We start from the raw sequence: 13,740 nt of genomic DNA, 5'->3' as shown, positions 1-13,740 counted from the left end.
TTTCACTCCTTATAATTTCTTTCTAAAATAAAGACAACAAATCAGATAGCTGAATAGAAAAACATAAAGCAAGCTGCTCGCAGTAATCATCAAACTCTCTGAAATAAAGCTGCCAATCATACTTAACATTACTAAAACAACCGCAAGTATATACGCAGTTACTTTTAAAGCCATATTTGAAATTTCTAGGTTACGTTCATCCGTTCTAGCAATCCGTTGTTGTTTCAATTTTTCAGGGTTACGTATTGTACGTTGATTTCTAAAAATAAAAATAATGAAGGCAACACTTATTGAAAGAAAGAAACCTAGCAAATATCCAACAGCATGTTCACTTATTTTTAATTTATACCAATTCGTTCCAACAAATAATATGCCAGAACAACTTAACATAAACAAAATCGTCACTAAATAAATTTTACTCTGCTTTCGTAATTTCTCTGCATATTCACGGTCTGCCTTGGATAGCTCTTTCATTCCTCGTCCTCCTCATCGAAAATGAACACCTCTTCAATTGTTAAGCCAAAAAAACGGGAAATCTTATGGGCTAAAATTAACGAAGCATTGTATTTTCCGTTCTCTAAAGAAATAATGGTTTGTCGCGTTACTTCTAGATAATTCGCCAACTCATTTTGGGTCAGCTTACGTTCTTTACGTAAGGTTTGAATTCGATTTTGCAAATAATCCCCCCTCAATGTATAGCGCGCTTTACATATGATACAAAAAAAGTATAGCATCCTTTACATTTAATGTAAAGGGTACTATACATTATTTCTTTTGCAATTCATTATAGGTGTTTTCAGCTACTACTTTTGGTAACCCTACTTTTTGTAGTTCATCAATTGAGGCTGCTTGAATATTCTTTAATGATTTGAATTCCTTTAACAGCATTTTTTTTCGTTTCGGCCCGAGACCATCAATATTATCCAGCTTAGAGGCAAAGCTGTTTTTACTTCGTAATTGTCTATGAAAGGTGATGGCGAAACGGTGAACTTCATCCTGAATTCGTTGAAGCAGGAAAAATTCCTGAGAGTTGCGCTCTAACGGAACGACATTCAATTCTGGTCCAAAAAGTAGTTCACTTGTTTTGTGCTTATCATCCTTTGCTAAACCAGCAATGGGAATATCTATCCCTAATTGATTGGCTAACACATCTTTTGCTACATCTACTTGGCCTTTTCCCCCATCAATCACAATAAGATCTGGAAAAGGTAGACCTTCTTTCAGAACACGTGAATAACGCCGATAAATAACCTCTCGCATTGAAGCATAGTCATCGGGGCCCTTGACTGTTTTAATTTTATACTTACGATATTCTTTTTTAGCTGGTTTCCCATCAATAAAGACAACCATTGCTGAAACTGGATCCGTCCCCATAATATTTGAATTATCAAAGGCTTCAATACGAATAGGAGCTGGAATATTCATAGCATCACCCAATTTTTCCACCGCACCGATTGTTCGAGCTTCACTGCGGCCAATTAAATCAAATTTTTCATTTAAAGCTACTTGTGCATTTTTTCCCGCCAACTTAACAAGTTTTTTCTTGTCACCACGTTGTGGCTGCAGAACTTTTGTGTCTAACATTGCTTCCACACTTACTTTATCGATATTATCGGGAATCAATACCTCTTTTGGAATAAAATGCTCATTCTCCTGATAAAACTGACCGATATATGTAAGAAAATCTTCCTCTGCATCGTTGTAAAAAGGAAACATCGAAACATCCCGTTCGATCAACTTTCCTTGACGTACAAAGAAAACCTGAACACACATCCACCCTTTGTCAGTAGCATAACCGAATATATCACGATCGACTAAATCCGTATTCGTCATTTTCTGCTTCGTCATAACTGTTTCAATCGCTCTGATTTGATCCCGATATTCCGCAGCTTTTTCAAACTCCATGTCTGCTGCTGCTTGATTCATCTTCTCTTTTATTTGATCTTGAATCTCTGTGTGTCCGCCATTCAAGAAATTCTTTATCTCTTCTACCATATCTTTGTAAACTTGAGGATCAACGTGAAACGCGTAGGGACACAAGCATTGTCCTAAATGATAATAGAGACAAGGAGTTTTCTGTGATGGCTTGCATTTTCTCAGTGGAAAAAGTCGATCCAATAATTTCTTTGTTTCATTTGCGGCATTTACATCAGGATAGGGACCAAAATAATGAGCTTTATCCTTTAAAACCTTACGAGTAATCATTAATCGCGGATATTTTTCATTTGTAATTTTTAAAAAAGGATACGTCTTGTCATCCTTCAACATAATATTGTACTTAGGATCATTTTTTTTGATTAGATTAATTTCAAGCAACAATGCTTCGATATTTGATTCTGTCACAATATATTCAAAATCCACAATCTCACTGACTAGTCGCTCCGTCTTAGTGTTATGACTACCTGTAAAGTAAGAACGAACACGATTTTTTAAAATTTTAGCCTTTCCTACGTAAATAATCGTCCCATTTTTATCTTTCATCAAATAGCAGCCAGGTTGATCTGGTAATAGTGCTAATTTATTTTTTATTCGTTCATTCATAAGTTGCTATCCTCCAAAGCTGCCTATAGTTAAACAATCCTCTTTAATAATCTGATTGTTACCAAGGTTTATTCCTACATTAATCTAAACGTTCAAAACTCTAGGGTAGCTACATAGCTACTTATATTCTTATCATGCATACTATCCTACTAAACAGCTTATAGTAAAATCAATCCTTTAGTACGAATAAAAACGTAAAAATTAAATTGAAAAAAGCTGGACATAACGTCCAGCTCATTTTCTGGCTCTATAATTTCTAGGACTGATAGAAAATCATTCTATCGGTCCTTTTTGAGCATGAAAAAACAAAACATACAGAAGCTCCGTTAGAATTGAATCACCACAACACAAGCAAAGGAGCGTTCTGTATGCCTGATCTTCATCATATCAAACTACTACTTGGAATCAAAGATAAAAACATTTTCATCACAAATGTGGAATCGAAGAGCATTAAGAATATCAAGAGTCTTGTTGTTTCTGCGACGTTAAGTAAAGAAATTCGTCGCTGTCCTTTGTGTAAACAGATGAATCATGAAGGCATGATCGTTAAGAACGGAAAGAAAAAATCGCTCATTCAACTTAATAAATGTGCGAACCAACTGACTTATCTTGCTTTAGCGAAACAACGCTACCACTGTCGTGGCTGCCACACCTATTTTACGGCGAATACCTACATTGTCGATAGAAACTGCTTTATCGCTAAACAAGTGCGCTATAAAATTTTAGAAGAGCTAACGGAAAAACAAGCAATGACGACAATCGCTAAGCATTGCGGAGTTTCTTGGTCGACCGTTTCTCGGACACTCGCTTCTCTGATCCCCATGACAAAAGTAAAAAGAAATTGGTTACCGCGTTGTTTATTAATGGATGAATTTCGTTCACTGAAAAATCAAGTCGGTCCCTACTCCTTTTCTTGTATGGATGGCGATACTGGAAAATTACTGGATATTCTTCCTTCACGGAAGAAAAAGGCTCTCGTTTCTTATTTTATGCAATTTGAACGACGCGCACGATTGAAGGTAAAGGTCATCGTGACGGACATGAATGTTTCTTATGCCTCTCTGATAAAGGAATGTTTTCCAAAGGCAAAACTCGTTGTGGATCGTTTTCACATTGTCAAACATCTCATTCGTAAATTTGAGGATATTCGCGTACGAATCATGAAAAGCTTTGATCGAAACGATCCAACACAAGCCAAATATTATCGACAATTAAAGGCGTTGTCTCGGCTTCTGATCAAACGACAGGACAAGCTTGTTTATGACAAATGGACCAAATGGCGCAATTTTGGTTGGGCGTATCTCACCGAAAGTGAAGTGGTGGATCGTCTGCTTTCGATCTCTGACGAATTACGAATCGCCTATTTTTACTATCAAGAAATTCTTCAAGCGTTTCACGACAAAGAGGCGGACACTTTCTTTAAACTTGTAAGAACGATGCCCAATTCCGTTCCAAAAGAACTGCATTCTATAAAAAAAGCTTTTATAAACTATGAATCCGGCATTCGTTTAGCCCTCGAATTGCCTTATTCAAATGCCAAAATAGAAAATCTGCATACCCACATCAAAGCATTGAAACGAGTCGCTTATGGCTTTCGAAGCTTTCGGAAAATGAAGACCAGAATTTTCTTACTAAATAATCTGATTACCTATGAATCAAAAAACATCTAAAGTAGAAAAGGAATTCTACCTTAGATGTTCTTATCTCACTCTATCAGTCCTATTTGACAAAGAGCCCATTTTCTTACATGTGAGCTTGGATAAGCTCTTTTAATTGATCCTTTGTGTGAACACCAATAACTTTGTCAACAACTTGTCCATCTTTTTTCAATACAAGCGTTGGAATGCTCATGATTCCAAATGATGCTGGAGTTTCAGGATTCTCATCTACATCCATTTTTACAACTCTGAATTCATCTTCGTCGTATTCTTCGGATAATTGTTCTAAGATCGGTGCTTGCATGCGACAAGGACCACACCAGGTTGCCCAAAAGTCGATTAAAACAAGACCGTTATCTGTTTCTTCGTTAAAAGTTTTATCAGTAACTACTTGTGACATTTGAATTCCTCCTATTATAAATCGAATACCATAAAAACAGGTATTTCTTTTTCTTACTAAAAGTAGTATATCACGGTCGCATTTTCTTCGCTACTCTTCTGCTTACACTTGTAAACTATTTAAAAGTAACTACAGTTGCACCGCTTCCGCCTTGATTCGCCGGAGCAAATTCAAAGCTCTGAACATTACGATTATTTTTGAGATAATCTGTAATACCTTTACGTAAAGCACCAGTACCTTTTCCATGAATGATTCTCACTTGAGCAAAATTCGCTAAAAGCGCCGCATCAATATATTGATCAACTTCGGCCAGGGCTTCTTCGTACCGTTTGCCTCGCAAATCCAATTCTGGTTTCACACGAGCACTGGCTCCGCGTTGCACGCCTGTGACTACACGTTGTTTCGGTTCTTCAACAGGTGTAGTTAATGTCATATCGTCTTCGGAAACAGTCATTTTCAAAATTCCTAGTTGAACTTGCCACTCATTATTTCCAACCTTTTGAATTAACGTTCCGCGCTGACCATACGTTTCTACGATCACTTCATCATTTGGCTTGAACTGTTTCTTTGCCTTCGCTTTTTGTAAAACCTTATTTTTCTTTAATTGCTCATCTTGTTTTAAGTCAGCTAGTTGTGACTTTGCATCAATCAATTGGTGTTCTTTTATCGTTCCTTGACCATCCAACTGCATTTGACGAATATCTTTAATAATTTTTTCAGCTTTTTCTTCTGCTTCTGTAACAAGCTTATTTGCTTCTTTGCGCGCTTTTTCCATTTCCTTCTCACGCTCATCAAAGAAATACGTATAAGCGTTTTTCAAATCACGATAAAGTCTCTCAGACTCCTCTACATAGTGTCTAATTTCTAGGTATTCCGTCTCTGTAGCTTTACGTTGATTTTCTAAATCCGAAATCATTTCATTTAAATCTTGGCTTTCCTCATCGATAATTTGTTTCGCACTTTCGATCACCAAAGGATCCAAGCCAAGTCGTCGAGAAATTTCAAAAGCATTGCTTCGTCCGGGTACCCCAATCAATAAACGGTAAGTTGGACTTAGTGTATCCACATCGAACTCCATGCTTGCATTAATTGTGTTTGAACGATTATAGCCATAAATTTTCAGCTCAGGATAGTGGGTCGTCGCCATCACATATGCTGATTTCGCACCAACTGCATCTAAGATCGCAATCGCTAAAGCAGCTCCTTCTTGTGGGTCTGTTCCAGCCCCAAGTTCATCAAAAAGTACTAAACTATGTTCGTCAATCTTATCTAGTATTGATACAATATTTGTCATATGAGAAGAGAACGTCGATAAACTTTGTTCAATAGATTGTTCATCACCTATATCTGCAAAAACTTCCTCGAAAATGCCCATTTCACTTTCTTCTGCGACAGGGATTGGCAAGCCTGCTTGCCCCATCAATTGTAAAAGGCCAAGTGTTTTTAAGGAAATGGTCTTCCCACCCGTATTTGGTCCAGTAATTACGACAGCTTGAAAGTCTTCTCCAATCATCAGATCATTTGCCACCGCTTTTTCCTGATCCAATAATGGATGTCGAGCCTGCTTAAAGAAAACATGGTTTTCTTTATTGATAGTTGGAACAACTGCCTTTAAAGTTTTGGCAAATCGTGCTTTTGCATTCATTAAATCAAAACGTCCGAGAACATAAGCATTGTGTAAAATATCTTTACGTGGAGCAACTAACTCAGCGGATAGTTCAGCTAAAATTCGTTCAATCTCTGTTCTCTCAGCAATTTGCTGTTGACGTAATCGATTATTTAATTCAACAACTTGCTTAGGTTCCATAAAAAGTGTTTGACCTGAAGCGCTTTGATCATGAACAACTCCGCCAAAAATACCGCGATACTCTTGCTTTACAGGAATAACATAGCGGTCATTCCGCATGGTAATAAGACTGTCACTTAAGTATTTCGCGTTTTTTCCACGAATCAAGCCGTCTAATTGCTCACGAATTGTTTGCTCACTCCGACGAATCTGATTTCGGATAGCACGCAGTTCTGATGAAGCCTCGTCTCGAACTCTTCCATCTTCTTCTATAGAACGACGTAATTTGCCACTTAATTCTGGTAGAGTCGTCAATTGCTCTTCCCAAAAATAAATTCGTAGAAATTCTAATTCACTGTCTTTTAAATCTTCAATAAAACGAACAAGTTCACTAGTTGTTGACAGAACACGAGAAACCTCAGCTAATTCTAATCCATTAAGATTCGCACCGATCTCAATTCGTTTCATATGCGGCTTAATATTATTTAATTTAGGAATCGGCAGCCCACCCCGCAGTCGTTGGACTTTCATTCCATCTTCTGTTTCATCCAACCAAGCTTGAACAATATCTTCATCGCTAGAAGGCGTTAATTGTCGGATTTCTTCCTCACCTTGCTCCGTCGTTAAGTGTTGCTGAATCATTTTCATTACTTGGTCAAATTCTAATGTTTTTAGAATGCGTTCATTCATTTTTTCACCTTCTATACATAAATAAACCGAAACCTGTCAAACAGCGTCCCGGTTTTTACTTTATCCAATAATTTTTGTCACCCATAAGTTATCAAAATGAGAACTTAAAAATAGTGAATGCTCAACCATAAAGCGAGCATACCAACTACCCTCTAACTGATTTTGAATTAAGGCCATCGGTACGAAGCTGACTAATTTCAAAATCAAAAAAATAGACACATAACAAACAATCAATTGTAAAATTCCAGCAACAATGCCATCATACTGAGGAATGATCACCTTAAACAACAAATCTTTAAAGAAGATTGCAATTAAATGTGTCACTAACCATCCGGCTATTAAAATCATAACGAATGCAACTCCAGCATAAAAGGCCTTGTCCAGATTAAATGCTTGTTCAACTGAATAATAAATCATTTTAGAATTACTCGTAACGGATGGATAGGGAACAAATAGGTCTAGATGAGAACCTAATTGTTGATAATACATCCGTGCAACGATAAATGATAGTAAATATCCAACAGTAAACACTATCTGATAAGCTGCGCCACGTCGATAACCCACATAAAAAGATAGCAGTAGTGCAAATAAAATTACCAATGTTAACATAGTATCCCTCACTTATTTATTTGCCGCTCTTTTTTGAATCTCACGTTTTCGATTTTCATTAACAATCTGTTGTGCTTCAACGTGATTCCGGATTGGAACATTTTCTTTTCCATTTTTCCGCATAATTTCTTTGGCTTCGGCTTCAATTGCTTCAATTTTCTTAATGCGATTTTCTAATTCCAAATTATGTGCAGCTTGTCCATCAAGCGTATACTGCTGCTTTTCCAGTTTCATTAACGCTTCTTGTTTTTTTAATTGATCTGAGATCGCATTTATCGCTAGCAACATCGCAGCTTTTTCTTGTGTGATTTCAGGGGATAATGACATGATCTCATTTAACTGCTCATTGACCAAAGCGGTAACCATATCCATATGTTGCTTGGATTCTTGTCCAATGATAGTATAAGTCTGACCGGCAACGATTGCCTTATAGCGATTTTGCGCCATATCGATCAACCTTCCTAATACAATTTTTTATTTACTCAGTTTTAAAAATACTAATATATTATATGCTAAAACCTTTCATATGTACAACTTTCATCAATTAAAAGCCAATTAACTTAAAGAAAAGAGAAAAATTTATGAGTTCTACTGTTTTAAAACTATCAAAAACTGAAATCCAAAAGCTGAAATCCTATTACACTGATTACTTGCTAAACAAAAAAGCCCCCTATAGTGAGTTTTCAGCAAAAAAGAATGGCACAAGCATCACCGCCTACACCTCTGGAAAAGTATTGTTTCAAGGAAGCAATGCTGAACAGGAGGCCGCAAAATGGGGGAAATCAGAATCATCAACAGTAAAGAAAAGCACCAGTCTGCCCGAAAACTTTTCATCGCTATCCGTTCTCGGCAGTGATGAAGTTGGAAACGGCAGCTACTTCGGCCCCCTATGTGTCTGTGCAGCATATGTAGACAAAGAACACCTTTCCCCCTTAAAGAAACTCGGCGTGAAAGATTCAAAAATGCTGACTGATGATCAAATTCGTAAAATGGCAATTACTATTAAAAAGCTGATCCCATACAAATTACTAGTTGTTAATCCAGAAAAATACAATGAGATTCAACCAAAATATAATGCGGTACGCATGAAGGTTGCTTTACACAATCAAGCCATTCGTATATTACTAGAAGAGATTGAGCCAGTTAAACCTGATGCAATACTAATTGACCAATTTACTTCAGAAGCCAATTACATGAAGTATGTTAAACAAGAAGCACAGCGTGTTAATCAAAAAATCTATTTTGTCACTAAAGGTGAACAATATCATCTAGCTGTGGCAGCTGCTTCAATCATCAGTCGTGCAAGCTTCCTTGAAGAATTAGACAAAGCTTCTGTTGAACTCGGAAGAAAAGTTCCTTCAGGTGCAGGCAAACCTTCTGATGAGTTAGCCGCTGATCTGATACGTCAAGGAGGAACCGAATTATTAAGTAAATATGTTAAACTCCATTTCGCTAATACAGAGAAAGCGAAAAAATTAGTTTAATGGGCTTTGCCCGTCAAAATGCGCAACCATTTTGACGGGTAATTTTAGACTTCTGTTCCTGCAAGATAGACTTGCTGAACATTCCGGAGTGCCTCAATGTCGGAAGCAGCGTCACCAGTAACTACCAGGATATCTGCTTGTAAGCCGCTTTTCAATTCACCAGTAAGATGAGATAAATCAAAAATTTTCGCTGGATTTTGCGTAGCCGTCTGAATAGCTTCGATTGGCGATAAACCATATCGCACCATCAATTCTAGCTCTTCTACAATCGGGACACTTGGTGCTTCAAGCATTACCATGTCCGTTCCAGCTAAGATGGTTACTCCCTCATCGTAAATTGCTTTGAAGTTTTCTGAGTAAGCCTGAACCGAACTTTCGAAAAAATCCAAATGATGTGAATACGTTTCGGTTGATTGATTTGAATGATCAATGCCAACTTCTTGAACCTTTTGATTGTATTCTGCAAGAAAATGGTACGCAAACATTGTCGGAGTCCATGATTGGTGATTCTTCGCCATTTGTTTTGCTTGCTCAACAGTTAAAAAATTTCCATGCTCAATCGTATCAAACCCCGCATCAATACACATCTGAATCCCTGGTTGCGTTCCTGAATGTACCACACATTTCAATCCAAGACGGTGTGCTTCGGCAACGCATGCATTTAACTCCTCTTGTGTAAACTCACAAATGTCGTCACGATTTGTCGTTAATAACTTAATCCAATCGGCTCCATCTTTCTTTTGACGTCGAATCGTATGCCGTATATTTTCAACACCATCAACCTCTTCAATACCATCTTCGTGACCATGACCTCCAGTTATGCATATTCCTCGATCGGTATGTAATATACGTGGGGCTTTAACAAATCCTTTCTCAGCGGCTAGTCGAAGTGTTTCTAATAAAAATTGCGGCCCACAACAATCACGAATCGTTGTGACTCCCTTAGCCAAACACGTTTCTGCTTGCTTTTGTGCATAATAGGCAATCATAAAATCATTGTATCGATGCAAATCTGGCTGCGTCCAATAATAGCCAAGGTGGATATGGGCATCCATCAACCCTGGTAAAATAGTCCCGTTGCCATAATCTCGGATTTCGGCCTGTGGAAATTCTGCAGATAATTTTTCTGCCTTTCCTACAGCCTTAATCGTGTCATTTTCAAAAACAACACCACCGTCTTCAATGATTGTCTTCCCATCACCAGTGATTACTTTTTTTGCCTTTAATAAAATCATCTCTACCCCTCCAAAAAAACGTTTTCATTAACATAATTAAGTGTAACAAAAGAACCCTTAAAAAGGATAGACAATTTTAAGGGCTCCTTTGACTAACTATATTTTTATTGATAATACTCTGGTAATTTAAATCCATATTCTACTTCGAATACTTTTCCAACCTGCAGCAATAAATCTTCCCGTCCCCGCGCAGCCGTGAATTGAATACCTAGGGGTAAGCCTTCTGAGGTCACATGCGTCGGTAAACTAATTGCCGGTTGACCTGTTAAATTTGCTAACTGAGTATAAGGGGTAATTTGTAAACTCTTCTCGAACATGCGATCAATTAAATGAAGAAGTTCCGACTCCGTTAGCGTAGCTGCTGCTTCAAGTGCATCCCGAACCTCATCGCTTACTAAATGATCACTCAACTTAGGCGCGGTCTCCGCAGTCGTTGGGGTCAAGAGCAGATCATATTTCGTAAATAATTCTTCCATTTTAAAAGCAGCGTAATCCCATTGATTCAAGGCATTTACAAAATGACTAGCTGGAATTTTTTTGCCATATTGATAAATTCCCCACGTCATCAATTCCATATCATTCTTTTCAACCGGTCGTTTCATGCCTTTTTCGATCTCTGAAAACATCGCCGCAGTTTCTGCACCGTTCATTGAGTAATAACTGGTGATTATCTCATTTCCATTTACTGGATACGAAATCATTTCTACTTGATGTCCCTTTTCCGATAAGAAATCCCGTGCTTGCTCCACTGCTTTGATTGCTTCATCAGAAACTGGCGAATCGATTGGAGAATCAATAATGACTGCTATTCGCAGTTTCTTTCCATGTGCTGCTTGAAAATGTTGCCAAGCTCTTTCAGGAGCCTGATAGGGTGCTGCACTATGGATACTGCGCATTCCATAGAAGAGTTTCTCCGTATCACGCATTGAAACAGTTAATGCAAAATCGATTGCCGCTCCTTGCCAGCCACGCCATCCGCTTGGACCAACTGGCATCACTCCTCGAGTAGGCTTTAACCCAATCAACCCGCAAAACGAGGCAGGGATTCGGATGGAACCGCCGCCGTCGCTTGCTCCTGCAATCGGAACAATCCCTGAAGCCACAGCACTAGCTGCACCTCCACTAGAACCGCCAGAATAATAGTCAAGATTCCATGGATTTTTGGCAGAACCATAAATTTGAGTATCTGTAATATTTTTAAACCCAAATTCAGGTGTATTTGTTTGAGCAAAAGGGATCAAGCCATTTGCTACCAATTGATTAGTAAAATTACTACTATGACTTGCATGATGTTCTCGTAATAACTTAGAACCTGATGTGCTTAGCCACCCTTTCTTTTCTTGCCCCAACATTTTTAATGGGATCGGTAGACCAGCAAATGGACGGTCCAAAATATTATCTAGTTTTTCATATTCTTTAAGTGCCTCTTGGTCCATTATCGTTACAAAGGCATTTAGAGCTGAATTTTGCTTAAGAACCCTTTCTTCAAATTTCATTAATAATTCTTGAAAGCTTATTTCTTTTTTTCGCAGCAATTCTGCCCAATACAAACCATCTTTCATTAGCGACACCTCATTTTATGTTTTATTTATTATCACAAATTTTTTTGGATAATACTAGCAGCTGATTCTTAGAAATAGGTAGATGAATAAACCACTGAATTCAATCATTCTATATTAACACTTGCTGATGATGGTTGTGTTAGAAAGTCATCACCGCTGATTGAAACTTAGACTAAATAAGAACCCACATTGTTTTGTGAGTTCTTACTTTATCATATATATTTTCTTTGAAAATGAATTTCCAAACGTTTCTGAATATTGCCAACAATAATACAAAGCAGCCAATATATAATCGCTACTAAAATATACATAGATAAATAATCGAATGTTCGTCCCCCTACGATTTTAGCCTTTTGAAAGATGTCTGGTACGGTGATCATAGCAGCTAAGGAAGTCCCCTTTACTAGATCCATCGCAACGTTACTTAAAGCCGGAATAGAAATTCTCATCGCTTGAGGTAGAATAATGTAGCGCATCGTTGGAAAAAAACGATTTCCCAAAGCATTCGCAGCATCCCATTGACCTTTATTTACGCCTGCAATTGAGCCACGATAGATTTCACCGATAAACGCACTACTGGTCAAGCTAAAACAAATAATTGCCGCGGCCACTGCATTTAATTGGTAAGGCAAACCAAAGTACAATAAAAATAGTAAAACCAATGCTGGTGTTCCACGCAAGAAAGACAAGTAAAAACGTACAAAAAGCTGAAGGGGTTTCCAAGATATAAACCCTAAAATAGTTACAATTATTCCAAGAAAATTCCCAAGCAGAAAGGCTGCCACACTAATCCCTAACGTGTAGCCTAATCCGCTTACTATAAATGGAATAGATTCTATCATTAAATTGATATTAATTGTAGGGATATACATTAATCTGGTGAAACCTTTTCTGTTACTTCTTGTTTCGGTTTTACTGAAACATCTATTCCAAAGTACTGTTCAGCTATTTTTGTTAAAGTCCCATCTTCTTTTAAATCCTTCAACGCATGATTAATTTTAGTTTTTAACATCTTATTTTCTTTTTTGAAAAGAAAACCAGTTGTATTTGCATTGAAGTAAACGTCTTCTAAAATTTTTACGGGGATATCAGGTAACGCTGCTACGGACATTTTTTGCAGATAATAGTCATTTAAGATCACATCTGTCCGGCCGTTTGCCACATCCGTTAAATATTGATCATTCGTAGCATTGTCGTAAGTAATTGCTTTTGCACCATATTTTTCCGCAATTTTCATATAGCTAGTATTCGGTTCGCCTGCAGCCTTTTTCCCTTTTAAATCATCTAAAGAGTGAATGCCTGAGTCATCGCTTTTCCTAACGATCATGCTATCAAAAGAATATTTGATCGGGGATGAAAGAGAGAATTTTTCCGAACGCTCTTTTGACATGCCAAAGTCATTGGCAGCAAAGTCGGCTTCCCCTCGATTAACTGCGGTAACTTGTCCATCGACATTATATTCCTTGAATTGAATTTTCAAATCTAGTTTTTTCGCTATCGCTTTTGCAACATCTACATCATAACCAACTAAATTGTTCTTACCATCGTAATAGGATGACGGAAATAGTGTTCCCGAAGTCGCCACAACGATCTCTTTTTTGTCCTCAACTTTTTCCCAACTCGCATCCTCTTTTGCTTGACCATTTCCGCATGCAGTCAAAATAAAACCTGCGGCAATAAGTGTCACACCTATCATCCATTTCTTCAATGCTCTTTCACCCATTCCTTTAAACATATTTTTTTATTGCTTCTTTACTTATAGCATATAAAAAACA

Annotated in this window: 13 protein-coding genes; 2 read left to right on the top strand and 11 right to left on the bottom strand. The window is 37.6% G+C overall.

Features of this window, described 5'->3' with window-relative positions; genetic code table 11:
* Nucleotides 1-9: 9 nt before the first annotated feature.
* From J9537_RS05905 to uvrC, 3 genes are all read right to left on the bottom strand, one after another.
* Nucleotides 10-474: a hypothetical protein gene (locus tag J9537_RS05905; RefSeq protein ID WP_010744493.1), complete on the bottom strand. Its 465-nt coding sequence runs from the start codon at nucleotides 472-474 to the stop codon at nucleotides 10-12.
* Nucleotides 471-677 carry a helix-turn-helix transcriptional regulator gene (locus J9537_RS05900; protein ID WP_010744492.1) on the bottom strand — a complete coding sequence of 69 codons (207 nt, stop codon included), beginning with the start codon at nucleotides 675-677 and terminating at the stop codon, nucleotides 471-473. The genes J9537_RS05905 and J9537_RS05900 overlap by 4 nt, the downstream gene beginning before the upstream one ends.
* Before the next feature lie 88 nt (nucleotides 678-765).
* The gene (gene uvrC / locus J9537_RS05895; protein WP_010744491.1) at nucleotides 766-2,541 is read right to left on the bottom strand and encodes an excinuclease ABC subunit UvrC; all 1,776 of its coding nucleotides are present in this window, start codon (nucleotides 2,539-2,541) and stop codon (nucleotides 766-768) included.
* Between the two features lie 368 nt (nucleotides 2,542-2,909).
* On the opposite strand from uvrC, the gene J9537_RS05890 reads away from it, so the two are divergent.
* Nucleotides 2,910-4,211 carry an ISL3 family transposase gene (locus J9537_RS05890; protein ID WP_002302440.1) on the top strand — a complete coding sequence of 434 codons (1,302 nt, stop codon included), beginning with the start codon at nucleotides 2,910-2,912 and terminating at the stop codon, nucleotides 4,209-4,211.
* Nucleotides 4,212-4,284: 73 nt separating this feature from the next.
* Here the strand turns inward: J9537_RS05890 and trxA are convergent, their stop codons facing one another.
* From trxA to zapA, 4 genes are all read right to left on the bottom strand, one after another.
* Nucleotides 4,285-4,599 carry a thioredoxin gene (gene trxA, locus J9537_RS05885; protein WP_010744490.1) on the bottom strand — a complete coding sequence of 105 codons (315 nt, stop codon included), beginning with the start codon at nucleotides 4,597-4,599 and terminating at the stop codon, nucleotides 4,285-4,287.
* A 115-nt stretch (nucleotides 4,600-4,714) separates the two neighbouring features.
* On the bottom strand, nucleotides 4,715-7,075 hold the full coding sequence (locus tag J9537_RS05880) for an endonuclease MutS2 (RefSeq protein WP_218257069.1): 2,361 nt from the start codon (nucleotides 7,073-7,075) through the stop codon (nucleotides 4,715-4,717).
* Nucleotides 7,076-7,135: 60 nt separating this feature from the next.
* Nucleotides 7,136-7,684: a CvpA family protein gene (locus J9537_RS05875; RefSeq protein ID WP_218257068.1), complete on the bottom strand. Its 549-nt coding sequence runs from the start codon at nucleotides 7,682-7,684 to the stop codon at nucleotides 7,136-7,138.
* A 12-nt stretch (nucleotides 7,685-7,696) separates the two neighbouring features.
* The gene (gene zapA / locus J9537_RS05870) at nucleotides 7,697-8,131 is read right to left on the bottom strand and encodes a cell division protein ZapA (RefSeq protein WP_010744487.1); all 435 of its coding nucleotides are present in this window, start codon (nucleotides 8,129-8,131) and stop codon (nucleotides 7,697-7,699) included.
* Between the two features lie 134 nt (nucleotides 8,132-8,265).
* Here zapA and rnhC point away from each other — a divergent pair, with 134 nt between their 5' ends.
* Complete coding sequence (gene rnhC / locus J9537_RS05865; RefSeq protein WP_218257067.1) at nucleotides 8,266-9,168, top strand: ribonuclease HIII; 903 nt, start codon at nucleotides 8,266-8,268, stop codon at nucleotides 9,166-9,168.
* A gap of 44 nt (nucleotides 9,169-9,212) precedes the next feature.
* Here rnhC and J9537_RS05860 read toward each other — a convergent pair whose 3' ends face one another.
* The 4 genes from J9537_RS05860 to J9537_RS05845 form a co-directional block, all read right to left on the bottom strand.
* Complete coding sequence (locus tag J9537_RS05860) at nucleotides 9,213-10,403, bottom strand: amidohydrolase family protein (protein WP_218257066.1); 1,191 nt, start codon at nucleotides 10,401-10,403, stop codon at nucleotides 9,213-9,215.
* Nucleotides 10,404-10,507: 104 nt separating this feature from the next.
* On the bottom strand, nucleotides 10,508-11,965 hold the full coding sequence (locus J9537_RS05855) for an amidase (RefSeq protein ID WP_218257065.1): 1,458 nt from the start codon (nucleotides 11,963-11,965) through the stop codon (nucleotides 10,508-10,510).
* A 212-nt stretch (nucleotides 11,966-12,177) separates the two neighbouring features.
* A complete protein-coding gene (locus J9537_RS05850; protein ID WP_218257064.1) occupies nucleotides 12,178-12,837 on the bottom strand; it encodes an amino acid ABC transporter permease in 660 nt (219 codons plus the stop codon).
* Complete coding sequence (locus J9537_RS05845) at nucleotides 12,837-13,673, bottom strand: transporter substrate-binding domain-containing protein (RefSeq protein WP_376713217.1); 837 nt, start codon at nucleotides 13,671-13,673, stop codon at nucleotides 12,837-12,839. Before J9537_RS05845 ends, J9537_RS05850 begins: the two co-directional genes overlap by 1 nt.
* Between the last annotated feature and the right edge of the window lie 67 nt (nucleotides 13,674-13,740).

Source organism: Enterococcus raffinosus, assembly GCF_019175485.1.
In the GTDB taxonomy this organism is placed as follows: Bacteria; Bacillota; Bacilli; order Lactobacillales; family Enterococcaceae; genus Enterococcus_A; species Enterococcus_A raffinosus.
This window is presented reverse-complemented; position numbering and strand designations above follow the sequence as displayed.